Source organism: Paraburkholderia sp. GAS348 (genome assembly GCF_050434205.1).
Lineage (GTDB): Bacteria > Pseudomonadota > Gammaproteobacteria > Burkholderiales > Burkholderiaceae > Paraburkholderia.
This window is the reverse complement of sequence record NZ_JBNPVT010000007.1, coordinates 110,179-134,051: the sequence shown is the minus strand read 5'-3', so window position 1 is coordinate 134,051 and position 23,873 is coordinate 110,179. Positions and strand designations below refer to the sequence as shown.

Here is a 23,873-nt window from a genome sequence, read left to right as displayed (position 1 = left end):
GTGACGCCGGGCGGGCGTCGCTCAATGAGTGGTCGCGTGTGCGTCGTCGTGCACCAGCACGAGCTCGCCACGTAACGAATGTGGGTACGCATGGACGATTTTCACGTCCACCATCTGGCCGATCAGCCGCGCGTGCGATGCGACAGGCGCCGGGAAATTCACCACGCGGTTGTTCTCGGTGCGGCCTGCGAGTTCGTTCGGGTCCTTGCGTGCCGGGCGCTCGACCAGAATCCGCTCGACCTTGCCGACCATCGAGTCGCTGATGCGCTGCACGTTTTCTTCGATCGTAGCCTGCAGATGTTGCAGACGCTTGAGCTTCACTTCCCGCGGTGTGTCGTCGTGCAGATTCGCGGCTGGCGTGCCTGGACGTGGGCTGTAGATGAACGAGAAGCTGGTGTCGTACTTCATCTCGTGAATCAACGCCATCATCTTGTCGAAGTCTTCTTCCGTCTCGCCGGGGAAGCCGACGATCATGTCGGTCGACAAAGACAGGTCAGGACGGATCGCGCGCAGCTTGCGGATCACCGACTTGTATTCGAGCACCGTGTAGCCACGCTTCATCGCCATCAGGATGCGGTCGGAGCCGTGCTGCACCGGCAGGTGCAGATGGCTGACGAGCTTCGGCACCTTGGCGTAGGTGTCGATCAGGCGCTGCGTGAATTCCTTCGGATGCGACGTGGTGTAGCGAATCCGTTCGATGCCTGGAATATCGGCGACGTATTCGATCAGCTGTGCGAAATCGGCGATTTCGCTCGAGCCGAGCGTGAGTCCGGCACGGTAGGCATTCACGTTCTGGCCGAGCAGCGTGACTTCGCGCACGCCCTGGTCGGCAAGGCCGGCGATTTCGGTCAGCACGTCGTCCAGCGGACGCGACACTTCTTCGCCGCGCGTGTACGGCACGACGCAGTAGCTGCAGTACTTGCTGCAGCCTTCCATGATCGACACGAACGCGCTCGGACCGTCGACGCGCGCCGGTGGCAGGTGATCGAACTTTTCGATTTCCGGGAACGAGATGTCGACCTGGGCGCGGCCGCTTTCGCGGCGCTTGTCGATCATTTGCGGCAGACGGTGCAGGGTTTGCGGACCGAATACCAGATCGACATACGGCGCGCGCGCCACGATCGACGCGCCTTCCTGGCTCGCCACGCAGCCGCCGACGCCGATGATCAGATTCGGATTCGCTTCCTTCAGCTCGCGCACGCGGCCGAGGTCGGAGAAGACCTTTTCCTGGGCTTTTTCGCGCACCGAGCAGGTGTTGAACAGAATGACGTCCGCGTCTTCCGGCGTGTCGGTCTTGACGAGCCCTTCAGCCGCACCGAGTACGTCGACCATTTTGTCGGAGTCGTACTCGTTCATCTGGCAGCCAAAGGTCTTTACATAAACTTTCTTGGTCATCGATTTTCGCCGGTCGCAGTGGTTAACCTGGGGGCGTCGTTTAAAAGGTGAAGAGGGGTCGAACGTACCGGTAGCGTGTGGACGGGCCACGGGGGGGCGGTTGGGCTTGCTTGAGTCCGCCAGGGCCGATTTCGGTCCGCTTTCAATGCACGTTCGCAGCGTAACTAAGCATTATAGCCCCTCATCGGATGCGGTTTCTGCCGCGGCCCTTGGCTGCAGCCGCTCCCGAATGGCACCTTGAAGTGCTGCACCGAGGTTATCCATCGCGATATTTCAAAAATATTTGAAAATGCTTCAAATGCTACGCCAATTATCAAATCGACCCGTTCCGCTCACAATGCACTCCTCGTAAACCCTTTGTGCTCCGTGCAGCCCCGCCATGCAACTCGATCACGCAACGATCGTCACCGCTGACCTCGAGACCGCGCGTCGTTTTTTCGTCGACGTCGCCGGACTGACGCAAGGCAAGCGTCCGCCGTTTTCGATCGACGGCTACTGGCTGTGTGCAAGCGGCCGCCCGGCGATTCATCTGATTGACGCGACGGTGCCTGCACAGACGGGAAGGGCGGCGCCACGCATCGACCATATCGCCTTCCGGCTGGAGAGCGCCGACGAATGGCAGGCGTTCTTGCACCGCCTGCACGCGGCGGACATGCCTTACCAGCTCGCCGAAGTGCCCCAGATAGGTCCTCAGCAAGCCGAATTGCAGCTGTTCGTCGCGCTCGCGCCGGGAGTGGTCATCGAATTCGTGACGGCGCTGCGTCACGTTCACCGTAGCTAACACGCTTAACTTTAGAACCTGGAGTAGAAAAATGCCCATTCCATTACTGGCGCTAGCGATCAGCGCTTTCGCGATCGGCACGACCGAGTTCGTGATCATGGGCTTGCTGCCTGAGGTTGCGCGCGATCTGGCCGTGTCGATTCCGTCGGCCGGTTTGCTGGTGAGCGGCTATGCGCTTGGTGTCGCGGTCGGTGCGCCGCTGCTCGCGGTAGTCACCAGCAAGATGCCGCGCAAGCTCGCGTTGCAGTTGCTGATGGGGCTGTTCATCGTCGGCAATACGCTGTGCGCGATCGCGTCCAGCTATTCCGTGCTGATGGTCGCGCGCGTGGTGACGTCGTTCGCGCATGGGTCGTTCTTTGGCATTGGCGCGGTAGTGGCCGCTTCGCTCGTGCCGGCTGAAAAGCGGGCGAGCGCCATTGCGCTGATGTTCACCGGCTTGACGCTCGCAAATGTGCTCGGCGTGCCGTTCGGCACTTTCGTCGGCCAGGAGTTCGGCTGGCGTGCGGCGTTCTGGATCGTCAGCGCGTTTGGGGTGCTGTCGCTGGCGGGCGTGTCGTTGCTGGTGCCAAATCGTCACGATTCCGGCCCGGTCGGTTTGGGCCATGAGGTGCGCGTGCTGAAAGACCCGCAAGTCTGGACCGCGCTCGCGATGACGGTGCTCGGCTTTGGCGGCGTGTTCGTCGTGTTCACCTATATCGCGCCGATTCTCGAGCAGGTCAGCGGCTTCTCGCCGCGTGGCGTGACGCTGATTCTGGTGCTGTTCGGTATGGGCCTCACTATCGGCAATACCGTGGGCGGCAAGCTCGCGGACCGCGCGCTGATGCCTTCGTTGATGGGCATTCTGGTGGCGCTTGCGGTCGTGATGGCGATCTTCGCGCGCACCAGTCATTCGCAGGTGGCCGCGGCGATTACCATTTTCGTGTGGGGCATTGCTGCGTTCGCCACGGTGCCTCCGTTGCAGATGCGCGTGGTCGAGAAGGCCGCTGCGGCGCCGAATCTGGCTTCGACGCTGAACATCGGTGCGTTCAACATGGGCAACGCGGCCGGCGCGTGGCTCGGCGGTCTGGTAATCAATCACGGCCATTCGCTCGATACGTTGCCGTGGGTCGCGGCGGCGGTCAGCGTGGCGGCATTGCTGCTCACGTGGTTCGCGGCGCGGATGGATGCGCCGGCATCGGCAGTCGCGCAGCGCGCGTGAGTGTCGGTGCGGCGCATCCGATATCCCGAGATGTGCTTGAGTGTGTGTACGTGCTTGAGCGCATCTGAGGCTGGACACGTCCATTTGAATAATTCGCACAAGCTTTGCGAGAATCGTCATCCGCAATGCTGATAACAGTGTGAAGATAACTTCGTTGGGCGTGGCAGGGCGCGATGCTATCTTGCTTCCACTAACCGCTTGCCCGCCGTCCGGCGGCGCTTCTGGAGGCAATCATGCATTCCCCGCTGGCACTGGTTCGCGATCCCGCGGCTGATATCGATGCATCGCCGCGTGCCGCTGAACCCTTCGATGCTCTTGAACATCTGGTCGGCGTGAATCTCGCCCGTTTGCGCGCCGAGCGCCAACTTTCGCTCGACGCCTTGGCCCGTGCTTCGGGCGTTTCGCGGGCGATGCTCGCGCAGATCGAGTCAGCGCGCAGCGTGCCGTCGATCAAGGTGCTGTGCAAGGTGGCATCGGCGTTGAAGGTCTCGGTGGCCGCGTTCTTGCGGCGTCATGCGATCAACGGCTTCGAGCATTTGCCGGCGGAGCGTTCGTCGCGGCTCGTCAGTTCGAATGGGCGCTTTTCAGCCCGGCCGCTGTATCCGGATGCCGAGCCGACCGCCGCCGAGTTCCACGAGCTGCGTATCGCGCCGCTGCATACCGAGGCCGGTACGCGCCGCGCGCCGGGCACCACGGTGAATCTGGTGGTGAGCGAAGGCACGCTGGAAGTCAGCGTGCACGACCAGCGCCAATTGCTGGCAACCGGCGACGCGATCGTGTTCGACGCCGACCAGCCGCACAGCTTGCGCAATCCCGGTGACACCGAAGCACGCGCGTTTCGCGTGACGCTGAAGGCGGAAACGCCGCCGCGCTGGGACGTGCCTGCGCCGCATGATTTGACGCGCTAGGCAGCGCCGGTTTGACGAATGAGGTTTTTCAGGCGGATGTGCTGTGAGGATCGGCTGTGAAGCAATGTCCGTCTAATCAGTGGGGTTGCGCTGCAGGTTTCGCGCGACTGTTGTATTCTTTGCCAGCCGGTCGATCCGGCAATCAGTGCGTCTTCAGGGCGGGGCGAAATTCCCCACCGGCGGTATGCCGGCAGCGCGAAAGCGTGAGCCGGTGAGCCCGCGAGCGCCCGCGTCGTCAATGTGTTTGGAACTGTGCAACTACGTTGCATGGGACCAGAGTAAGTGCTTTGCATGGGACCAGAGTAAGCGCTAAAGCGCTAACTCTGATCGGCAGCTAAAGCGCTAACTCTGGTCGACAGCACTTGCATGGGACCAGAGTAAGAGCTTTGCATGGGATCAGAGTAAGCGCTAAAGCGCTAACTCTGATCGACAGCTAAAGCGCTAACTCTGGTCGACACGGGGTCAGCAGATCTGGTGAGAAGCCAGAGCCGACGGTTAGAGTCCGGACGGAAGAAGATGTGCAGATAGTCATGTTCGTTTCCGTGGCGCCGCTAGAGGCTGGAGCGGTGCACGAGCGCCGCTTTGCGCGGCGTTCAACGGCGCGTCTTTGTCTATTTGCAATGCCCTGAAACGTTTCTCGCCCAACTTTTGCGATGAGCGTTTCAACTATGTCTTTTGCAACTTTTCCTGCACCGTCGACGATTGCGGACGATGCATTCCTCGATCTTCCCCTGCTCGCCACCGAGCCCGTTCCGCCACGTATCGCCGCCGCCTTGCAAGCCATGCGCGATGGCCGCGCAGTCGTCCTGCAAGACGATCACGACCGCGAGAACGAAGCCGATCTGATCGTTTCCGCCGAGCGTCTTTCCGTCGAAACCATGGCCTTGCTGATCCGCGAATGCAGCGGCATCGTCTGCCTGTGCCTGCCCGACGACAAAATCCGCGCACTCGAACTGCCGCCGATGGCCGTCAATAACGAAAGCCGTCATGGCACCGCATTCACGGTCTCGATCGAAGCTCGCGATGGCGTGACCACCGGCGTGTCCGCACTCGATCGCGTGACGACAATCCGCGCAGCCATCAGCGATACGGCGAAGCCTGCCGATATCGTGCGTCCGGGCCACGTGTTCCCGCTGCGTGCGCAGCCGGGCGGCGTGCTGGCACGTCGCGGCCACACCGAAGGCACGGTCGATCTGGCGATTCTCGCGGGTCTGAAGCCGGCCGGCGTGCTGTGCGAGCTGATGAACGCGGACGGCACGATGACGCGCGGCGCGGATGTGGAGCGCTTCGCTCAACAACACAATCTGCCGATGCTGACGATCGCCGAGCTGGTGGAATTCCGCCAGGCGCTGGCGACGGCGCGCGAATGCGTGGCCGATGAGGCTTGATGCGTTAAGGGTGTGCCGCGTGCGGCGAGGTGATCCGGTTGGCGATTGATCGCGAACGCTTTGTCGCGCTGGACGACGGCGCCGATCAGCGCGAACTCGACGCACTCTCGCGCGCGTTTGAAAAAAACAAAACCCCACCTCGGAAAAGACGTGGGGTTAGTCAGCGGTCTGAAGCCTGAAGCCTGAAGCCTGAAGCCTGAAGCCGGCTATTGCAGCCGGCTTTTCTCTTCTCTCACCCGTTAAGACTGCACGTCGCCAAACTCACCACGCACGCCGGCTTCGACCAGCGCGGGCAGCTCATCCATATGCTTCATGATGCGTGTCATACCCATCTTGCGCAGCGCATCCGCGTAACCGTCAGGGATATGGCTCGCACCGACGAAGGCAATCGTCTTCATGCCCGCCGCACGCGCGGCATTCAAACCGGCCACGCTATCTTCCACGACGACGCATCGCGCCGGTTCCACACCGAGCGCTTTCGCAGCGAACAGATACACATCCGGAAAAGGCTTCGGGCGCGCCACCTGTTCGGCGCTGAAAATCCGCTCGCCAAAAATCTGCTGCAAACCCGCGCGCCGCACTGAAGCATTCACGCGCGCCATCCGGCTGTTCGACACGACCGCGGCCGGCAGCGTCACGCGTTGCAATGCGTCGCGCACGCCGTTGATCGGGCTCAGCGATGCCGCGAGCGCGAGCTCGACGTTGTGTTCGATCGTATTGAAGAAATCAGCCGGCAGCGTGATGTCGAACGACTTCTCGATACCTTCGAGAAAGCGCGAGGTCTGCTGGCCGAACGCCGTTTTGACAACGGGTTCGAAGTCGAGGCCGGGGAAGGTGGCGGACAGCGTTTCGAGCATTACGCGGTCAGCGATGATTTCGCTGTCGACGAGCACGCCGTCGCAGTCACAGATGAGGTGGTCGATCATGCTTTAAAGCGGAAAGCGAGAGGCGCGCGGGCAAGACAATGGCAAGCTCTTACGCGGAGATTGAAAGCGTCATGATACGTGCTTTGGCGCCACGTGCGCGGCGCCATCGCTTTCCGTCGGCGCACATTTGCGCCTTGAGCGTGCGCGTAGTGCGGCTCGTGCGCGCGCTATATGCACCCTATATGTGCCCTGTGTGCGCTGCAGGATCAGTGCGCGTGCAAATACAGATACAGCCCCGTTGCCAGCGCGCCGCCAAGCAGCGGGCCGCACACCGGAATCCATGAATAATGCCAATCGCTGTCGCGCTTGCCCGGAATCGGCAGCAGCGCGTGCATCAGACGCGGCGACAGGTCGCGCGCCGGGCTCATCGCGTAACCGGTCGGGCCACCGAGCGAAATACCGATGCCGAGCACCAGCAGGCCGACCGGCAATGCGTCGAGCGCGCCCAGGCCGACTTGCGGCGAAGCCAGGTACAGCACGCCGAGAATCAGCACGAACGTCGCGATCATTTCGGTGAGCAGGTTATGCGGCACGCTGCGAATCGCGGGCGACGTGCAGAACACGCCGAGCTTCACGTCGGCATCGCCTTCTTTCGCGAAGTGTTGACGATACGCGATCCACACGAGCAGCGCGCCCGCCATGCCGCCGAGCATCTGCGCCGCGATGTAGCCCGGCGCTTTGGCCCATGCGAATTTGCCGGCCAGCGCGAGGCTGATCGTCACGACAGGATTCAGGTGCGCGCCGCTGTACGATGCCGTGACGTACACGGCGATGAACACGGCCATCGCCCAGCCCATCACGATCACGATCAGGTCCGCACCTTTGCCTTTGGTGCGGGCGAGCAGCACGTTGGCGACTGCGCCGTTGCCGAGCAGCACCAGGAGCGCGGTGCCGATGAATTCCGCAATGTAAGGAGACATGGTTTGTTATCCGAAATATAGTTGTTAGGGAAGCCGCGGGATAAGCGGCTTCGTTATGTCGAAAGGTATTGTGTGAAAGCTGGGATCAGGGCGTGTCGGCCCAGGCCTTCGCGGCGCGAATCGCGCGCTTCCAGCCGTCGAGGCATTCCTTGACGTCGGCGTGCGGCAGGGCAGGCGTGAAACGGCGATCGAGCGCCCATTGGCTCTTCAGTTCGTTCACGTCTTTCCAGTAGCCGACCGCGAGACCGGCCAGATATGCCGCGCCCAATGCGGTCGTCTCCGATACCTTCGGCCGTACTGCGTCGACGCCGAGAATGTCCGCCTGGAACTGCATCAGCAGATTGTTCGCGCAGGCGCCGCCGTCCACGCGCAATTCGCCGATGCGAATGCCGGAATCGGCTTCCATCGCTTTGAGCACGTCGAGCGATTGATAGGCGATCGAGTCGAGCGCGGCGCGGGCGATATGCGCCGCGCTCGTGCCGCGCGTCACGCCGAACAGCGTGCCGCGCGCACGGGCGTTCCAGTGCGGCGCGCCGAGGCCGGCAAACGCGGGCACCAGATACACGCCGTCGCTATGCGCCACGCTGCGCGCCATCGTTTCGATTTCCGCGGCGTTCTTGATGATGCCGAGGCCGTCGCGCAGCCATTGCACCACCGCGCCGCCGATGAAGATACTGCCTTCGAGCGCGTAATTGATCTGATCGCCGATTTGCCAGGCGATCGTGGTGACGAGATTGTTCTTCGATTCGATCGGCTTTTCACCGGTGTTCATCACGAGGAAGCAGCCGGTACCGTAGGTGTTCTTCACCATGCCCGACTCCGTGCACATCTGGCCGAACAGGGCCGCGTGCTGGTCGCCGGCGATGCCCGCGAGCGGAATCCTGGAAGCGAACACGGTGGTCTTGGTCGGCCCGTACACTTCCGAGGACGCACGCACTTCCGGCAGCATGTTGCGCGGAATGTCGAGCGCTTCGAGCAGTTCGTCGTCCCACTTCAGCGTGTGGATGTTGAACAGCATCGTGCGCGACGCGTTGGTCACGTCGGTGACGTGCAGGCCGCCCTTGGTGAAATTCCACACCAGCCAGCTATCCACGGTGCCGAAGGCGAGGCGGCCTTGCCTGGCCTTTTCGCGTGCGCCTTCGACGTTGTCGAGAATCCAGCGGATTTTGGTCGCGGAGAAGTACGAATCGATCGGCAGGCCGGTTTTGGCGCGGACTTTTTCTTCGAGACCCTGCTCTTTGAGCTGATCGCAGAAGTCGGCGGTGCGGCGGTCTTGCCAGACGATCGCGTTATAGATCGGATGGCCGGTTTCGCGGTCCCACACGATGGTGGTCTCACGCTGATTGGTAATGCCGATCGCGGCGATCGAGGTGCCGTTCATGCCGGCCCGAGTGACGGCTTCGGCGGCGACGCCGGCCTGGGTCGACCAGATTTCCTGCGGATCGTGTTCGACCCAACCCGGACGCGGATAGATTTGCTGGAATTCTTTCTGTGCGGTCGACACGATGTTGCCGAGCCGGTCGAACAGCATCGCGCGGGAGCTGGTGGTGCCTTGGTCAAGCGCGAGGATGTACTGATCCTGCATTGTCTCTTCTCCATGCGTTTTATGAATCGCCGGATTGCTGACCGGCGACGGGAACGGCTTGTTGTTTTAAGCGGGCTGCAACAGTTTGAGGTGGTGCGTCCCGGCTTTGTCAGTAGCCGAGGGGGTGAAAATCGATTCGGTTCATGCGGGTTTATCCACGGAGCCGGGCCGCGTTGCTATAGCCTCGTTAAGCGGTCTGGCTAGGTGGCGTAACTAAATGGCCTGGCTAAGTGGCCTGACTGAATGGCCTGACTGAGTGGACCAACCAAGTGCCTTAACTAGGCTAGGCGCTCTGTCGGACCGGCTCGCGGGCAAACCACGCGTCAATCTCGTGTGTGATCGAATCGAGCGTGCCCGGTTCGACGTGCAGGCCGAGTTTCGAGCGGCGCCACAGCACGTCTTGCGCGCTGCGCGCCCATTCGGTGTCGCGCAGATAGGTGAGTTCGGCTTCATAGAGACCTGGCGCGAAAGCGCGGCCGAGGTCGGCCACCGAGCGCGCATTGCCAATGACGTCCTTCACGCGCGTGCCGTACGCACGAGCGAGGCGGTGAGCCAGATCGGCGGGCAGCCACGCGTTCTGCTGCCTGAAGCCGGTGAGGAAGCGCTCGAAATTGGCTTGCGGAATATCGCCGCCGGGCAACGGCGCACCGGCCGTCCACGAAGGCGTGCCCTTATCCAGCGCGTGTGCGAGTTTGCCGACGGCCTCTTCCGCCAGCTTGCGGAACGTCGTGATCTTGCCGCCGAACACAGACAGAAGCGGTGCTTCGCCCGCGGGCGCGTCGAGTTCGAGCGAGTAATCGCGCGTGACCGCCGACGGGTTGTCCGCGCCTTCTTCCTCGAGCAGCGGACGTACGCCCGAGTAGGTCCAGCGCACGTCCTGCGGCGAGATTTTCTGCTTGAAGTAGCGGTTGATCGAGTCGCACAGGTACTGGATTTCGTCGGCGTCGATCGCTACTTGCGACGGATCGCCGCGATATTCGAGGTCGGTTGTGCCGATCAGCGTGTAATCGTGTTCGTACGGAATCGCAAAGATGATCCGCTTGTCCGGATTCTGGAAGATGTACGCGTGATCGTGTTCGAACAGGCGGCGCGTGACGATATGGCTGCCCTTCACGAGGCGCACGCTGTGCGTCGCCTCGCGGCCAAGCGCGCCATGCAGCAGTTCGCCGACCCACGGACCGGCCGCGTTTGCGATCGAGGCAGCGCGCACGTCGAGGATCGTGCCGTCCGCGCGCTTGAATTGCGCGCGCCATTCGCCGCCGGCGCGCACCGCGCTCAGCAGTTTGGTGCGCGTGAGAATCGTTGCGCCGCGTTCCTGCGCATCCAGCGCGTTCAGCACGACCAGACGCGCGTCATTCACCCAACCGTCCGAATACACGAAACCGCGCTTGATCGAGTCGATCAGCGGTGCGCCGGCAGGATGGTTGCGCATGACGATGCCGCGCGAACCGGGCAGGAGTTCGCGTCTGGCGAGGTGATCGTAAAGGAACAGGCCGGCGCGAATCATCCAGGCCGGGCGCAGATCGGGCATGTGCGGCATCACGAAGCGCAGCGGCCACATGATGTGAGGCGCCGCGCGCAGCAGCGTCTCGCGCTCCTGGAGGGCCTTGCGCACCAGCCTGAACTCGCGGTACTCGAGGTAGCGCAGGCCGCCGTGAATCAGCTTGGTGCTGGCCGACGACGTATGGGCCGCCAGATCGTCCTGTTCGCAGAGCAGCACCGACAGGCCGCGGCCCGCCGCATCGCGTGCGATGCCTGCGCCGTTGATCCCGCCGCCCACGACGAGCAAATCGTATCTCGAGCCTTGCGTCACCTGCTGTGTCCCCTGCGTTGTATCCGGAATGCTGTTTGGAAAGACTATCGAACCGATAGTGTTCGTTTGCGAACTTTAATGAACATATTCGAAAAAGTAAAGTTCGGTTTTCGTAGGCGCCCCTCTAGTGGTTGGCTAAGGTGGTGGCGTAACGCGCGGCCACGGACGATACTCTCGGCAGCAGCCATTGCGAGGTGAATTCATGCGTGGACTTTGGATGATCGGCGCCGCTGCGGTCCTGACGGGATGCGTCAGCTCGCCGAGCTTGAACGGGACGATGGGTGCGCCCTCGTTCGCATCGTTGCAACAGATGTGCAATGCCCAGACAGTCGACTACGGCAACGACGCGCAAGGCGTCTACGCGACGCTGTTCGATGCGTACGTGGCGAACCGGCGCGGCAAGTTGCCGAAGGACGATTACTGCGCGTTCCAGGCGTCGCTTGCGCAGCGCTATACGAGCCAAGGGCTGAGTGCCGATCCGCAGGTGCGTAATCAATGGGTTGCGTTCTTCACCGACCAGCGGGCCAAGGCGTTGAGCTGGCGCGCGGCGGTCGACCCGACGTTGCGCGCGGGCTGAACTTCGCACCAGCTTTTCTCCACCCGGTCCTTCCCGCTGGCTATTCGCGTTGAGTGAGCTGGCGGGCTAACGCGGGGCTAACGCCGGGCTAGCCGCGCTGCGGCTGGGCGCCGCGCCACAACATCTTGCGAATCTGCGCGAACACGGCCTCGCGCGTCGGCGCCTTGCTCCCGGCGGGTTGTTGCGCTTGTGGCAAAGGCAGCTGATTGGCGAGCGCCAGCATAGTGAAGCCGTGCAGGCTTGCCCAGTAGGCGTAGCCGATCAATTGTGGATCGCCTTCCAGAATGCCCGCGGCAACGAGCTGCTCGAAGTGCGCCCCGAGCATGCTCCAGGCGCGGTGCGACGCAGCGCCGAGTGCCGGGTAGGCGCCTTCCTGCTGGGTCATATCGAACATCAGGCGGTAGGCATGCGGCTCGTCGAGTGCGAATGCCACGTAGGCGTCGCTGACGGCGGAGCGGTCGGTGGCGGGAGCCTGTTTCGCCGCCGCTTCGAGTCGCGCCGCGAAGCGGTTGAACGCCGCGGCGCGGACCATCGCCAGAATCTCGTCCTTGTCGCGGAAGTAGCGATAGGGCGTCATTGCGCTGCAACCCAGCTCCTTCGCCAGTTCGCGCATCGTCACGCCTTGCGCCCCGCGCGTGGCGAACGCGTTTTCGGCCACGCGCCGCATGGTTTCGCGGAATTGCTGGATGTCGTTGGCGGAGAGCGTTTTTGGCATGCGCGAAGGCTGAAGGTCCGTCGCGTCAATTTACTGTGTAAATGAATTGGGCACAACACAGTGGCCGTCGGTTACGCGGCAGCGTGGTTTGAGGCAAAAAGAATTTGCGGCAGCTTTACAAAGACGAGGGCGCGCGCGATGTCACCGCGGCGCAACCGCCGTCATGCTGCCGGTCGTCGGCTTCAGACTCTGACGTATTACTAGGAAAAACGTTTGATGGCCCGGAGTGCGCTGTCGCCGGTTTCGGTCACGCGCCATTGTTCGTCGCCCGATGCGAGCCGTTCGAGTTGCACAAGCTGGCGTTCCAGCAGGGCGTCGAGTTCTTCTCGCGCCATATCGACTTGAGTGGGGGCGTCCTTGACGAGCAACAACGTGGCGAATTCATGCGGACTCAGCATCGTTCTCTCCATGTCAAACTAACGCGGACGGCCTTGCTGGCGACTGGCCGAATGCCAGTGAAGTCCGCTAGAGGATCAGGCGGGAGGTGCGGCTATCACGACAGGTTCACGCTGCCGGCGCTCCGCGTAACGCGGAACGGACGCCGGGGAACTGGAGTGTAGTCAACCGCCGGGCAAACGCCAAAGGGACCCCAGTAAATATTCCCTTTGACAATTGGGACCCGCAGAGGCGGTTTGGAGCAGCGGCCAGATCCTTGATTTCACTCGAAGTTTCGCGTGCACTGCAACATGGCCGAAGACGCCTGGATTACTCGGCGATATACACCTGGCAATTGGCGGCAGCGAGCGTTTCGTTCATCTCGGCGGGCGGTGCGGCGTCGGTGAAAAGCGCGTCGATCTGGTCGAGATGACCTTGGCGGACGAGCGCCGGGCGGCCGAATTTGGAGTTGTCGGCGGCGAGAAACACCGTGCGCGCATGCTGGATGATCGCCTCGGCCACACGCACTTCGCGGGTGTCGAAATCGCGCAGCGTGCCGTCCGTTTCAATGCTCGACGTACCGATGATCGCGAAGTCCACCTTGAACTGCCGGATGAAGTCGATCGCCAGTTCGCCGACGATGCCCTTGTCCCATGGCCGCACGATGCCGCCTGTCACCAGCACCTCGCAATCCGGATAGCCGCTCATCATGCTGGCGACGTTCAGATTGTTGGTGATGACGCGCAGGCCGCGATGCCGGTTGAGCGCCCGTGCGACTTCCTCGGTGGTCGTACCGAGGTTGATGAAGAGGGACGCCTGGTCGGGAATGTGAGTGGCCACTAGCGTCGCGATGCGCCGTTTCTCTTCGTGGAACATCCGCTGACGCGCTGTGTACGAAACGTTCTCGGAGCTGGTCGGCAGACTGGCGCCACCGTGATAGCGGCGCAGCAGGTTCATGTCGGCGAGCCAGTTGACGTCGCGGCGGATCGTCTGCGGGGTCACGTCGAAGTGCGCCGCGAGGTCGTCCACGGTCACGAAGCCGTCGCGTTGCACCCACTCCAGCAGTTCCTGTTGCCGGGCGTTGAGAGTCAGGCGGGGGTCTCGGGTCATGTGTCTCGGGTCGTGGGTTTTTATCGGCGCTGCCCGCTACCGGTGCAATATGCCGAGCCGGAAAACGGGTCATGCGTGAACGAGGGTGAGCGTATTGTAAGACGATCGAACGTCTTGTCTGCCAACTCGTGCGTCATGGTTCGGACTCAGGGCGACCCTGCAGCGGCCCATTCAGGTGATTTATGCATTTATTCATTTGATAAATGAATTTGTTTTTTGTGCCGGATCGCGCTGCAATCCAAGGCTCCGCGTTTTACCCGCGTGTTACTTGTTTCCCCATGGTTTCCGGCGTTCGAGAACGCGCCGGGCCGTGCTATCGAGAGTGTTCGACATGACTGGCTTCAACTGGCAAAACCCCTACCCGACGCCGCGTCTGCCTGTATTCGCGCGCAACATCGTTTCGACTTCGCATCCGCTCGCCGCGCAAGCCGGCCTGCGGATGTTGTGGAAAGGCGGCAATGCCGTCGACGCGGCGATCGCGGCGGCTGCCGCCATCACCGTGGTCGAGCCGGTGTCGTGCGGCCTTGGCGGCGACGCCTTCGCGCTGGTGTGGGACGGCAAGAAGCTGCATGGCCTGAATGCGTCGGGCGTCTCGCCGGCGGCGTGGAATGTCGATTACTTCAAGCGCAAATACGGCGAGGAAAATGGTCTCGCGAAGCAACCCAAGCGCGGTTGGGACGCGGTAACGGTGCCCGGCGTGATCGCGGGCTGGGAAGCATTGCATCAGAAATTCGGCTCGCTGCCGTTCGCCGATCTGATGGAGCCGGCGATCGAAATCGCCGAGCGTGGCCATGCGGTGGCGAGCATCGTGGCCTACAAGTGGGCGGCGGCCGTGCCTGAACTGAAGGACCTGCCGGGCTTCGCGCAAACCTTCATGCCGCGCGGCCGCGCGCCGGACGTCAGCGAACTGGTGCGCTTTCCCGGCCACGCGAAGACGCTGCGCAAGTTGGCAGAACAAGGTCCGCGTGCGTACTACGAAGGCGAGATCGCTGAACAGATCGCGGCGTTTGCGCGTGAAGGCGGCGGCGCGTTGACCCTCGACGATCTGCGCAACTACCGTGCGGATTGGGTCGAGCCGATCGGCAAGGATTATCGCGGCTACACCGTGCATGAAATTCCGCCGAACGGCCAGGGCATCGCGGCGCTGATCGCGCTGGGCATCCTCGAAAAGTTTGACGTGAAAGAATTCGCCGTCGACAACGTCGAGTCGCAGCATGTGCAGATCGAAGCCATGAAGCTGGCGTTCGCCGACGTCTACCGTTACGTTGCCGATCCGCGTTCGATGGAAGTCACGCCCGAACAGATGCTCGGCGACGCGTACCTCACGTCGCGCGCGAAGCTGATCGACCCCAGGCGCGCCATGCGGTTCGACTTCGGCATGCCGAAGGCCGGCGGCACGATCTACATGTCGGTGGCGGACGAGCGCGGCATGATGGTCAGCTTCATCCAGTCGAACTACATGGGCTTCGGCTCGGGCATCGTGGTGCCGGACAGCGGCATCGCGATGCAGAACCGCGGCTGCGGTTTCTCGATGGACCCGAAGTCGCCGAACGTGGTGGAAGGCGGCAAGCGGCCGTTCCACACGATCATCCCGTCGTTCCTGACGCAGCAGGTGGACGGCCGGCAGGAAGCGGTGATGAGCTTCGGCGTGATGGGCGGCGATATGCAGCCGCAAGGCCATTTGCAATCGATCGTGCGGATGCTCGACTACGGTCAGCAACCCCAGGCCGCCTGCGACGCGCCGCGCTGGAAGGTCAACCGCGATTTCACGATCGACATCGAATCGACGCTCGATCCGAAGACCGCCGCGGCGCTGCAGAAACTGGGCCACACGATCAAGTCGGTCGACGATCCATACATGGATTTCGGCTCCGGCCAGTACATCTGGAAGCTCGACCGTAACGATCCGGAGCGCGGCTACGTGGCGGCGAGCGACAGCCGTCGCGACGGACTGGCAGCGGGGTTTTGAATGAACATCCCCGCGTCGCAACCCGCGACAGCTTCCGCCTATTCCACGCCCGCGCCGTAGCCCGCGACAGCTTCGCTCCATTCCACGCCTGACCGGCACCCTTTTCAAGTCAAAGCCAGCTCGCCGAGCTGGCTTTTTTTGCGCAGTGCGTGCACCGCATGTAACCAACCGAAGCATTCGATTACCGTGAAATTGGAACTGCGGCGGTCCGGCATGGTCTGTGCTGGGTTATCTGCAGAGTTGCTAAACACCGGCTAAGATGCAAGATACAAGGGGTTAACTCTAATTCAAAGCGTTGTATCTGACACGGCGGACCGTCCTTGCGATAGCGGGCGGTTTCGAGCGGGCTCCGCGAGTCGATACAGCTTTCGGAGCAAAGACACAATGCACACTGAGCTGAACCATGTGATGCCCTGGCGGATCGAGGATATCGACCTCACCCGCATAGATCGCCAGAAGGCAGCCGCAAACGAAGACCTGCTGCTTCTGTTGTGCGCCGCTTCGTTTATCGAAAGCGGCACTGATCTTTACACCAGCAATCTGAGCACCTTCTTCAACGGTGACCCCGAAGTCTCGGCTTGGCTCAACCAGGAATGGGAGCCGGAAGAGATGCAGCACGGCCGGGCTCTCAAGACGTATGTCGCCTACGTCTGGCCTGAGTTCGATTGGGACACTGCGTTCCGCAATTTCATGGAAGAGTATTCGCTGACCTGCTCGGTCGAAGACTTCGAAAAGACCCGCGCGCTCGAAATGGTTGCTCGCTGCGTGGTGGAGACGGGCACCGCAACGTTGTATCGAGCGATTGGCGAATGTTCTGACGAGCCGGTGCTCAAGCAGATCACCGACAACATTCGCACTGACGAAGTCCGTCACTACAAACACTTTTTCAGGTTCTTCAAGAAGTACAACAAGATCGAAGGCAATGGCCGTCTTGCGGTTCTCGGTGCGTTGATGCGCCGCGTGCTGGAAATCAAGAACGAAGACTCGGAGATCGCGCTGCGGCATGTCTTCGCGATTCGTTATCCGGAACGCGTGCACGATTCGGCCTATAACCGCGAACGCGCGGCCCGCATCAATGCGCTGGTGCGGCGCAATCTGTCGGCGGACATGTGCGTGAAGATGCTGCTCAAGCCGCTCGATCTGCCGGCCAAGATCCAGCCGGGCGTGCATTACCCGCTCGCCAAGATCACGCAACATGTGTTCTTTCGCTGAAGTTTTGCCGCGGAGTCCACGGCGTACAGATGAAAACGAATGGCCCGCTTGTGCGGGCCATTCGTTTTCCGAGGCATGATTGATCCTGGCGACCCTCGCAACCTGTTTCTGACCGGATCGATACGATGAGCGATTTTCCTTCACCCGAGCGTGCGCTCGAACAGAACGTGTTCGACGAATGGCCTGACGCCGTCCGCACGTTATTCGACGGTTCGTCGCTGGCGAGCAAGACGGGGTTCACCGCGTCGCTGCTCACTGTCGATGCGAACGGCCACGTGCGCACGTCGCTGCTCGGCGTCGGCGAGTTGTACGCGCCTGACTCGCGCTCGCTGTGCATAGCATTGTGGCCGCAGGCCCGGGCGGCGCGCGTGATCGCGCAAAACGGACGGGCCGCACTGACGTTCGTCTGCGAGGAGACGTTCTATCAGGTGCAGTTGCGCTGGACGCCGCTAGCGGGCGTGACAGGCGACGACAGCGGCCTCGTGTACCTGATCGGCTCGATCGACACAGGGGAGGCGCAGAGCGTGCGTTATGCGCGCCTGACAAGCGGCATCACGTTTGAGCTGGAAGCGGAAGGGGAGGCGGTGCTCGATCGATGGGAACGGCAGATCGAGCACCTGAAGCAGGCTGCCGCTGCGGCTAGCCATTAGTCTGGGACTACGGCCAGCGAGCAGGCAGCGCTTAACGCTTAACGGCCGCGCTGGCCGCTGCGCGTCGGCTGGCCGCCACGCGGCGCGTCGTTGCGCGTCTTCGCGCCGCCCAGCAAGGCCCCCGGATTGCCGCCTTGCGGCTTTGCACCCTGCGGCTTGCGCGGCGCATGCTGCGCGGCGCTGCCTTCGTGCGCCGCTGCACGCGGCTGACCGTCATGACGCTGGCCGTCGCGGCGCGGCTGGCCGCCGTTGCCGGCCGGTTTTGCACCTTGCGGCTTCGGCTGCTGCTGACCATTCGCCGGACGCTGACCCGAACGCTGCGCCGGCTTTGCAGACGACGCCCCATCGCGGCGGCCGCCGTCACGCTGGCCACCCTCGCGCTTCGGCGCACCCTGGCTTTGGCGCGGCTGACGATTGCCACCGCCGCCACCACCCTGGCCACGGCGCAGAATCGGTTCCGGCTTCGCAGTCGGATCCGGCTCGAAACCGGCGATCACTTCCTGCGGCACCTGACGCTTGATCAGCTTCTCGATGTCCTTCAGCAGTTGCAGTTCGTCGACGCACACCAGCGAAATCGCTTCGCCCGATGCGCCTGCACGACCGGTGCGGCCGATGCGGTGCACGTAATCTTCCGGCACGTTCGGCAAATCGTAGTTGACCACGTGCGGCAGCTGATCGATATCGATGCCGCGTGCGGCGATGTCGGTCGCGACCAGCACTTGCAGCGTGGCGTCCTTGAACTCGGCGAGCGCACGGGTACGGGCCGACTGGCTCTTGTTGCCGTGAATCGCCAGTGCGCTGATGCCGTCTTTCGTCAGCTGTTCGGCAAGGCGGTTCGCGCCGTGCTTCGTGCGCGTGAACACCAGTACCTGGAACCAGTTGTGTTGCTTGATGAGGTGCGTGAGCAGCTCACGCTTCTTATCGCGGTCAACCGGGTGAATCTTTTGCGCGACCAGTTCAGCCGTCGTGTTGCGGCGGGCGACTTCGATCAGCGCCGGCGAGTCGAGCAGGTTGTCGGCGAGCGTCTTGATCTCGTCGGAGAAGGTGGCCGAGAACAGCAGGTTCTGACGCTTCGGCGGCAACTTCGCGAGCACGCGCTTGATGTCGTGGATGAAGCCCATGTCGAGCATGCGGTCGGCTTCGTCCAGCACGAGAATCTCGAGATGCGACAGGTCGATGGTCTTCTGCTGCATGTGGTCGAGCAAACGGCCCGGCGTTGCGACGACGATGTCCACGCCGCTGCGCAGCGCGCCGATCTGCGGATTGATGCCGACGCCGCCGAACATCACGGTCGACTTCAGCTTCAGATACTTGCCGTAGGCGCGCACGCTTTCTTCGACCTGGGCGGCCAGCTCGCGCGTCGGCGTGAGGATCAGCGCGCGCACGACGCGCTTGCCCGACGCCGTGGTGACAGCGGGCATGGTATTCAGACGCTGCAGGATCGGCAGCGTGAAGCCGGCGGTCTTGCCGGTGCCAGTCTGCGCGCCGGCCAGCAGGTCGCCGCCGTTGAGCACGGCGGGGATCGCTTGCGTCTGGATCGGAGTCGGGGTGGTGTAGCCGAGTTCGTGTACGGCGCGGACCAACGGTTCGGACAAGCCGAGGGAATCAAAAGACATAAATGCTCTTTGCAATGCAGTTTCGCGGACGGCGCCAGGCGGCACCAATTGGGTCCAAAGCGGGCCCAGGCGGGTACAAGCTGGTACAAGCACGGCATGAACACACCGGCATGGCGCATTCGAGGCCAAAGCCCAGTTCCGTTCGCAGAGAAATCGGCGGCACGCTCAAATGCGTGCCGAATGCTTCAACGCGCTATGCAGACACGTTGACTGGCCTTAAGTTGCATTTCGCCGCCGTGGGATGTCACGCGACGTAGCGCGCAACACTGACGAATTGACACAGACTGCCCGCCAGTACGAACAGGTGCCAGATACCATGTCCGTGCCGGATGCGCTCGTCGTTGATGAAGAAGTAGATACCGGCGCTGTAGATGATCCCGCCGGCCACGAGCCAGGCGGTACCCGCTGCTGGTAAAGCTTGAACCAGCGGGCGGACGGCAACGAGCGCGAGCCATCCCATCAATACATACAGCACCATCGAAACGCTGCGGGTGCGTCGCCCGAGCGTCAGTTCCTGCACGATGCCGAGAGCGGCGAGCCCCCAGCTTACGCCGAATAGCGACCAGCCCCACGGTCCGCGCAAGGTGACAAGCGCGAACGGGGTGTAGCTGCCGGCGATCAACAGGTAGATCGCCGAATGGTCGCATTTTTGCAGAACCGCTTTGACACGCGGGTTGCGCACGCTGTGGTAAAGCGTCGAGATAGCATACAGCACGAACAGCATCGCGCCGTAGACACTGAAACTCACCACCTTGTACGCGTCGCCGTCGAGCGCGCCCATTGTCACGAGCGTAGCCAGCCCCGCCACCGACAGCACGGCGCCGACGAGGTGGGTAATGCTGTTGAAACGCTCGCCGACATGCACGGCTCTTTCCTCCTGCGCGGTTTCATTAGGGTTTATACCACCCACATGATACCGGTCCTGAAAAAACGAAGGGCGCGGCCGCGTTATTTCGCAGGCCGCGCCCCAGGTGCGTCTGACGCTGCTTAGTCGAGCGGCGCCGAACGCAGATCGGACACTTGCTGCGGCGACACAGCCGTACCGTGGTTGCCCCAGGACATACGAATGTACGTCACGACGGCTGCCACTTCCGTGTTCGACAGTGCCTGGGCAAACGGCGGCATGCCGTACGGATGCGGATTGGAGTCGGTGCTCGGCGGGTAACCGCCGTTCAGCACCATACGGATCGGATTGACCGCCGACGGCATCTGGATCGACTGGTTGTTCGCCAGCGGCGGGAAGGACGGCGGCATGCCGAGGCCATTTTCCGCGTGACACTTCGCGCAGTTGTCAGCGTAGATCTTCTGACCTTGCTTCAACAGTTCGCCGCCGAACTTTTCCGAGGTTTCGAGCTGCAGCGGTTCCGGCGCTTCGCTCTTCTGCGGAATCGTCTTCAGGTACGTGGCCATTGCGTTGATGTCTTCGTCCGACATGTACTGCAGGCTGTTGTGAACCACTTCAGCCATCGGACCGAACACCGCGCCGCGGTTCGACACACCGGTCTTCAGCAGATCGGCGATATCTTTGGTTTCCCAGTCGCCGAGGCCGGCTTCCTTGTTCGACGTCAACGACGGCGCATACCAGTTTTGCAGCGGGATCAAGCCGCCGGCGAATGCCGCCGAGCTGACCGGGCCACCCATGGCGTTGATCGACGTGTGGCACATGCCGCAGTGGCCGAGGCCTTCGATCAGGTACGCGCCACGGTTCCATTCGACCGACTTGGTCGGATCAGCCTTGTACTCGCCTTCGCGGAAGAACAGCGTGCGCCAGCCGATCAGCATGTTGCGCTGGTTGAACGGGAATTTCAGTTCGTGCGGACGGCTCGGCACATTGACCGGCGTAACCGAGCGCAGGTACGCGTAGATCGCGTCCGAGTCGGCGCGCGTGACCTTCGTGTAGCTCGTGAACGGGAAGCCCGGGTACAGCAGGCTGCCGTCTTTCGAGCGGCCCGTGTGCATCGCGCGGTAGAAGTCGTCCTGCGTCCACTTGCCGATACCGTACTGGTCGTCAGGCGTGATGTTCGGCGTGAACATCGTGCCGAACGGCGTAGCCATCGGCAGGCCGCCGGCGAACTGCTTGCCGCCGCGCACCGTGTGGCAGGCGATACAGTCGCCGGCGCGGGCGAGGTACTCGCCCTTCTTGATCAGCGCGGCCTCGTCGGCGGGCGTTGCCGCCATAGCCGTGCCGTTATGCAGGTTGTCGCCGCCCGACCACAGGACGGGAACGAGTGCGGCTGCCGCAACGACCACGACTGCCGAGAGGGCGAACAAAGACTTGCGTTTCATTTGAGTGTCTCTCCCGGTGCCTTATTGCGGTTCGCTGCCGCAGGCAAGCGGAGTCTTCATCGAGCGGGCCGGAGCCGGCACGGGGTTTTGTGGGGCCGTTTGCGTGGAAAGCCATGCAGCGACGGCGTTCACATCGTCATCAGTCAGACGCGTGGCGATGGTGTGCATGCAATCCGGTGCGATGGCATGACGCGAGCCCGAACGCCATGCGCCCAACTGCGCGCTGATGTAATCAGCATGCAAACCGACCAGACCCGGGATAGCGGGTTCCATGCCGGTCAGCGCCTTGCCGTGGCAGGCCGCGCAAGCCGGAATCTGTTTCGATGCGTCGCCGTGCAGCACGATCTGCTCGCCGCGCGCAACGATGGCCGCCGACACGGTCGGCTTGGCCGGCGTGGGGTACGGCGGGCGTTGCTGCGAGAAGTACGTGGCGATTTGATGAAGGTAGTCGTCAGAAAGATACGTGACGAGGTAGTTCATCGGCGGGTACTTGCGGCGCCCCTCGCGGAAATTCTGTAGCTGGTTGTACAGATAGTCGGCCGGCTTGCCCGCCAGACGCGGGAAGTAGTCGTTGTCGGTACCTTGGCCATGCGAGCCGTGACAGGCCGTACAGCCTTGCACGCGCGCTTCCATCGTATCGGGGGCCTTCGGTTGAGTCTGCGCTTTCGCAGCGCTATAGACACCCGCGGAGCCGATCAGCAGAAGGGCGAGCAACGGGCGGAAAATGCGTCTTGAAGACACGCGTAACTCCATCAAAATCGGGGACCTGACCGAACTTCGGGCGGCTCGGTGTGAAGGGCAGCCGGCGCTGCGACGACGCGGAATTCTATCATCGAAGGGTGATGGTGACTATTTGCCACATTAGAGAAGGTTCCGTGTGTCACAGCTATGCGACAGTTTGTCGCGCGCCGCCGCCTGGCAAGTGGGCCGGCCATCCCGATTTTGTCCGAGGAATCGCGGGCGCAAGTGCTGCTCTTGCAGGCTTGCATGACAAAGCGGGTTGAACCGACGCGCACGCCGACCATCGAAGCGTACACTTCCGGGCGCGCTGGCGTCTGTCCGATGCCCACGCCCCTGGCTCAATGTCCACCGTTCTATTTTCCATAAGCTATCGGCCTTACATGAAGCTATTCAATTTTTCCCGTCCGGCGCTGCGTGCGTTGACGTTCGGCGCCGCCGCGCTGGTCATGACGTCCACGGCGTTTGCGCATGCGCATCTGGTGTCGAGCGAGCCGGCGGCGAACGCCGAAGTGGCCGCCGTCACCGAAGTGACGATCCATTTCACTGAGCCGCTCGAGCCGGCTTTCAGCAAGCTTGAACTGAGCGACGCGAGCGGCAAGCCCGCCGCGCTGGCCGCGTCGCAAGTCGACAAAAGTGATGCAAAAGTGATGCATCTGGCGTTGCCGCAGTTGGCGGCCGGCCGCTACGGGGTGCACTGGACGGCGGTTGCCACGGACGGCCATCGTACGCAAGGCGACTTCGCGTTCATCGTCAAATGACCATGGACGGACTGTGGATCGGGCAGGTCGCCATGGCCGCGCTCATGAATGTCGCGTTTGCGTTTGCCGTCGGTTCGGCCTTGCTCGGCGCGTGGCTCGCTAAGGATGCGCAGGCCAAGATCAACCCTGCGCGGCCCGCCTGGCTGCGCGCGCAACGGTCGATGCTGACGGCTAGCGTCGTGCTGGTGCTCGCGGATCTCGGCTGGCTGCTGTATCAGGCGGCGTCGATGAGCGGCGTGGCGTTGCCGGCGGCTATCGGCGTGGTGCCGTCCGTATTGACGCAAACCCATGTCGGTTATGGCTGGAGCGTGGCGTTCGCCGGCGCGCTGGTGTTGCTGGGCACGGCCATGGCCGGTCATACGGGCATGCTGCGCAATGCGCTGCTGTGGCTCGCGGTGATCGCGATTGCGGCGGGCAAGGCGTCGCTCGGCCACGCGGCAGATGCCGGCCCGGTCTCGGCGGCGCTCGGCATGCAGACGCTGCACGTGCTGGTCACGGGCGTCTGGGGCGGCCTGGCGATGGCGGCGGGGCTCGCGGTATTGCCCGCGCTGGGCATGTCGACCGCTCGTGGGATGCTGATCCGCACGGCGACGCAGGTGTCGAACGTATCGCTGGTGGCGGTCGGGCTGGTATTGCTGACGGGCGTCTTCAATGCCGTGCGTGGTTCGGGCGGCTCGTTCGAAGCGATCGAGACGAGCACGTGGGGCCACGTGCTGACGCTGAAGCTTACGCTGATCGCACTCGCACTGGTGCTCGGCGGACTCAACCGTTTCTCGGCGCTGCCGCGCTTGCGCCGCACGGCCTCGACGATGGACGCGCATACCTTCGTCAACGTGCTGTATCTGGAAGCTCTGGCGATGATTGGCGTGTTCGTCGCAGCGGCCGTGTTGTCGCACAGCGTGCCGGCATTTGCCGCGTTGGGCTGAGAAAAAAGCGCCGCACAGTAAAAA

At 62.7% G+C, this 23,873-nt stretch carries 22 protein-coding genes; 10 read left to right on the top strand and 12 right to left on the bottom strand.

Annotated elements, in window-relative coordinates; translation table 11 throughout:
* Positions 1-21: 21 nt before the first annotated feature.
* A complete protein-coding gene (miaB, locus tag P3T22_RS14760; RefSeq protein WP_429325326.1) occupies positions 22-1,395 on the bottom strand; it encodes a tRNA (N6-isopentenyl adenosine(37)-C2)-methylthiotransferase MiaB in 1,374 nt (457 codons plus the stop codon).
* Between the two features lie 379 nt (positions 1,396-1,774).
* On the opposite strand from miaB, the gene P3T22_RS14755 reads away from it, so the two are divergent.
* The 4 genes from P3T22_RS14755 (at position 1,775) to ribB (ending at position 5,670) form a co-directional block, all read left to right on the top strand.
* The gene (locus P3T22_RS14755) at positions 1,775-2,176 is read left to right on the top strand and encodes a VOC family protein (protein ID WP_063497300.1); all 402 of its coding nucleotides are present in this window, start codon (positions 1,775-1,777) and stop codon (positions 2,174-2,176) included.
* 31 nt (positions 2,177-2,207) lie between these two features.
* The gene (locus P3T22_RS14750) at positions 2,208-3,374 is read left to right on the top strand and encodes an MFS transporter (protein ID WP_429325325.1); all 1,167 of its coding nucleotides are present in this window, start codon (positions 2,208-2,210) and stop codon (positions 3,372-3,374) included.
* 233 nt (positions 3,375-3,607) lie between these two features.
* Positions 3,608-4,282, top strand: a complete 675-nt coding sequence (locus P3T22_RS14745) for a helix-turn-helix domain-containing protein (RefSeq protein ID WP_429325324.1) — start codon at positions 3,608-3,610, stop codon at positions 4,280-4,282.
* Between the two features lie 668 nt (positions 4,283-4,950).
* Entirely contained in the window at positions 4,951-5,670 is a 720-nt protein-coding gene (gene ribB / locus P3T22_RS14740) for a 3,4-dihydroxy-2-butanone-4-phosphate synthase (RefSeq protein ID WP_063497297.1), read from the top strand.
* A gap of 239 nt (positions 5,671-5,909) precedes the next feature.
* On the opposite strand, the gene P3T22_RS14735 is transcribed toward ribB, so the two are convergent.
* From P3T22_RS14735 to glpD, 4 genes are all read right to left on the bottom strand, one after another.
* Positions 5,910-6,596 carry an HAD family hydrolase gene (locus P3T22_RS14735; RefSeq protein WP_063497296.1) on the bottom strand — a complete coding sequence of 229 codons (687 nt, stop codon included), beginning with the start codon at positions 6,594-6,596 and terminating at the stop codon, positions 5,910-5,912.
* Between the two features lie 206 nt (positions 6,597-6,802).
* Positions 6,803-7,516 carry an MIP/aquaporin family protein gene (locus P3T22_RS14730; protein ID WP_429325323.1) on the bottom strand — a complete coding sequence of 238 codons (714 nt, stop codon included), beginning with the start codon at positions 7,514-7,516 and terminating at the stop codon, positions 6,803-6,805.
* A gap of 85 nt (positions 7,517-7,601) precedes the next feature.
* Positions 7,602-9,101 carry a glycerol kinase GlpK gene (gene glpK / locus P3T22_RS14725; protein ID WP_429325322.1) on the bottom strand — a complete coding sequence of 500 codons (1,500 nt, stop codon included), beginning with the start codon at positions 9,099-9,101 and terminating at the stop codon, positions 7,602-7,604.
* A 283-nt stretch (positions 9,102-9,384) separates the two neighbouring features.
* On the bottom strand, positions 9,385-10,914 hold the full coding sequence (glpD, locus tag P3T22_RS14720) for a glycerol-3-phosphate dehydrogenase (RefSeq protein ID WP_429325321.1): 1,530 nt from the start codon (positions 10,912-10,914) through the stop codon (positions 9,385-9,387).
* 202 nt (positions 10,915-11,116) lie between these two features.
* Here glpD and P3T22_RS14715 point away from each other — a divergent pair, with 202 nt between their 5' ends.
* A complete protein-coding gene (locus tag P3T22_RS14715; RefSeq protein ID WP_429325320.1) occupies positions 11,117-11,491 on the top strand; it encodes a hypothetical protein in 375 nt (124 codons plus the stop codon).
* Between the two features lie 88 nt (positions 11,492-11,579).
* On the opposite strand, the gene P3T22_RS14710 is transcribed toward P3T22_RS14715, so the two are convergent.
* From P3T22_RS14710 to P3T22_RS14700, 3 genes are all read right to left on the bottom strand, one after another.
* Positions 11,580-12,206, bottom strand: coding sequence for a TetR/AcrR family transcriptional regulator (locus P3T22_RS14710; protein WP_063497291.1), 627 nt, complete (start codon positions 12,204-12,206; stop codon positions 11,580-11,582).
* Between the two features lie 200 nt (positions 12,207-12,406).
* Positions 12,407-12,604 carry a hypothetical protein gene (locus P3T22_RS14705; protein WP_063497290.1) on the bottom strand — a complete coding sequence of 66 codons (198 nt, stop codon included), beginning with the start codon at positions 12,602-12,604 and terminating at the stop codon, positions 12,407-12,409.
* A gap of 307 nt (positions 12,605-12,911) precedes the next feature.
* Positions 12,912-13,691: a DeoR/GlpR family DNA-binding transcription regulator gene (locus P3T22_RS14700; protein WP_063497289.1), complete on the bottom strand. Its 780-nt coding sequence runs from the start codon at positions 13,689-13,691 to the stop codon at positions 12,912-12,914.
* Positions 13,692-14,022: 331 nt separating this feature from the next.
* On the opposite strand from P3T22_RS14700, the gene P3T22_RS14695 reads away from it, so the two are divergent.
* From P3T22_RS14695 to P3T22_RS14685, 3 genes are all read left to right on the top strand, one after another.
* Complete coding sequence (locus tag P3T22_RS14695; protein WP_429325319.1) at positions 14,023-15,660, top strand: gamma-glutamyltransferase family protein; 1,638 nt, start codon at positions 14,023-14,025, stop codon at positions 15,658-15,660.
* 384 nt (positions 15,661-16,044) lie between these two features.
* Positions 16,045-16,872: a ferritin-like domain-containing protein gene (locus P3T22_RS14690; RefSeq protein ID WP_063497287.1), complete on the top strand. Its 828-nt coding sequence runs from the start codon at positions 16,045-16,047 to the stop codon at positions 16,870-16,872.
* A gap of 125 nt (positions 16,873-16,997) precedes the next feature.
* Positions 16,998-17,522 (top strand): pyridoxamine 5'-phosphate oxidase family protein, encoded by a 525-nt coding sequence (locus tag P3T22_RS14685; protein ID WP_063497286.1) that lies wholly within the window; start codon positions 16,998-17,000, stop codon positions 17,520-17,522.
* A 38-nt stretch (positions 17,523-17,560) separates the two neighbouring features.
* Here the strand turns inward: P3T22_RS14685 and P3T22_RS14680 are convergent, their stop codons facing one another.
* The 4 genes from P3T22_RS14680 to P3T22_RS14665 form a co-directional block, all read right to left on the bottom strand.
* On the bottom strand, positions 17,561-19,138 hold the full coding sequence (locus P3T22_RS14680) for a DEAD/DEAH box helicase (protein ID WP_063497285.1): 1,578 nt from the start codon (positions 19,136-19,138) through the stop codon (positions 17,561-17,563).
* 244 nt (positions 19,139-19,382) lie between these two features.
* Positions 19,383-20,003 (bottom strand): PAQR family membrane homeostasis protein TrhA, encoded by a 621-nt coding sequence (gene trhA / locus P3T22_RS14675; protein WP_063497284.1) that lies wholly within the window; start codon positions 20,001-20,003, stop codon positions 19,383-19,385.
* 122 nt (positions 20,004-20,125) lie between these two features.
* Positions 20,126-21,424: a c-type cytochrome gene (locus P3T22_RS14670; RefSeq protein ID WP_063497283.1), complete on the bottom strand. Its 1,299-nt coding sequence runs from the start codon at positions 21,422-21,424 to the stop codon at positions 20,126-20,128.
* A 21-nt stretch (positions 21,425-21,445) separates the two neighbouring features.
* The gene (locus P3T22_RS14665; RefSeq protein ID WP_063497282.1) at positions 21,446-22,177 is read right to left on the bottom strand and encodes a c-type cytochrome; all 732 of its coding nucleotides are present in this window, start codon (positions 22,175-22,177) and stop codon (positions 21,446-21,448) included.
* Positions 22,178-22,545: 368 nt separating this feature from the next.
* Here P3T22_RS14665 and copC point away from each other — a divergent pair, with 368 nt between their 5' ends.
* Both copC and P3T22_RS14655 read left to right on the top strand, forming a co-directional pair.
* Positions 22,546-22,923 carry a copper homeostasis periplasmic binding protein CopC gene (gene copC / locus P3T22_RS14660; RefSeq protein ID WP_063497281.1) on the top strand — a complete coding sequence of 126 codons (378 nt, stop codon included), beginning with the start codon at positions 22,546-22,548 and terminating at the stop codon, positions 22,921-22,923.
* Complete coding sequence (locus tag P3T22_RS14655; protein WP_429325318.1) at positions 22,920-23,849, top strand: CopD family protein; 930 nt, start codon at positions 22,920-22,922, stop codon at positions 23,847-23,849. Before copC ends, P3T22_RS14655 begins: the two co-directional genes overlap by 4 nt.
* Positions 23,850-23,873: the final 24 nt, after the last annotated feature.

Excerpts from the sequence above, each read along its gene's own strand:
- P3T22_RS14700 (WP_063497289.1), bottom strand. The coding sequence starts at position 13,691 with ATGACCCGAGACCCCCGCCTGACTCTCAACGCCCGGCAACAGGAACTG.
- P3T22_RS14735 (WP_063497296.1), bottom strand. The coding sequence starts at position 6,596 with ATGATCGACCACCTCATCTGTGACTGCGACGGCGTGCTCGTCGACAGC.
- P3T22_RS14755 (WP_063497300.1), top strand. The coding sequence starts at position 1,775 with ATGCAACTCGATCACGCAACGATCGTCACCGCTGACCTCGAGACCGCG.
- P3T22_RS14695 (WP_429325319.1), top strand. The coding sequence starts at position 14,023 with ATGACTGGCTTCAACTGGCAAAACCCCTACCCGACGCCGCGTCTGCCT.
- miaB (WP_429325326.1), bottom strand. The coding sequence starts at position 1,395 with ATGACCAAGAAAGTTTATGTAAAGACCTTTGGCTGCCAGATGAACGAG.
- P3T22_RS14710 (WP_063497291.1), bottom strand. The coding sequence starts at position 12,206 with ATGCCAAAAACGCTCTCCGCCAACGACATCCAGCAATTCCGCGAAACC.
- P3T22_RS14750 (WP_429325325.1), top strand. The coding sequence starts at position 2,208 with ATGCCCATTCCATTACTGGCGCTAGCGATCAGCGCTTTCGCGATCGGC.
- P3T22_RS14655 (WP_429325318.1), top strand. The coding sequence starts at position 22,920 with ATGACCATGGACGGACTGTGGATCGGGCAGGTCGCCATGGCCGCGCTC.
- P3T22_RS14670 (WP_063497283.1), bottom strand. The coding sequence starts at position 21,424 with ATGAAACGCAAGTCTTTGTTCGCCCTCTCGGCAGTCGTGGTCGTTGCG.
- glpK (WP_429325322.1), bottom strand. The coding sequence starts at position 9,101 with ATGCAGGATCAGTACATCCTCGCGCTTGACCAAGGCACCACCAGCTCC.
- P3T22_RS14715 (WP_429325320.1), top strand. The coding sequence starts at position 11,117 with ATGCGTGGACTTTGGATGATCGGCGCCGCTGCGGTCCTGACGGGATGC.
- P3T22_RS14745 (WP_429325324.1), top strand. The coding sequence starts at position 3,608 with ATGCATTCCCCGCTGGCACTGGTTCGCGATCCCGCGGCTGATATCGAT.
- P3T22_RS14680 (WP_063497285.1), bottom strand. The coding sequence starts at position 19,138 with ATGTCTTTTGATTCCCTCGGCTTGTCCGAACCGTTGGTCCGCGCCGTA.
- P3T22_RS14690 (WP_063497287.1), top strand. The coding sequence starts at position 16,045 with ATGCACACTGAGCTGAACCATGTGATGCCCTGGCGGATCGAGGATATC.
- P3T22_RS14705 (WP_063497290.1), bottom strand. The coding sequence starts at position 12,604 with ATGCTGAGTCCGCATGAATTCGCCACGTTGTTGCTCGTCAAGGACGCC.
- P3T22_RS14730 (WP_429325323.1), bottom strand. The coding sequence starts at position 7,516 with ATGTCTCCTTACATTGCGGAATTCATCGGCACCGCGCTCCTGGTGCTG.
- P3T22_RS14685 (WP_063497286.1), top strand. The coding sequence starts at position 16,998 with ATGAGCGATTTTCCTTCACCCGAGCGTGCGCTCGAACAGAACGTGTTC.
- ribB (WP_063497297.1), top strand. The coding sequence starts at position 4,951 with ATGTCTTTTGCAACTTTTCCTGCACCGTCGACGATTGCGGACGATGCA.
- copC (WP_063497281.1), top strand. The coding sequence starts at position 22,546 with ATGAAGCTATTCAATTTTTCCCGTCCGGCGCTGCGTGCGTTGACGTTC.
- P3T22_RS14665 (WP_063497282.1), bottom strand. The coding sequence starts at position 22,177 with ATGGAGTTACGCGTGTCTTCAAGACGCATTTTCCGCCCGTTGCTCGCC.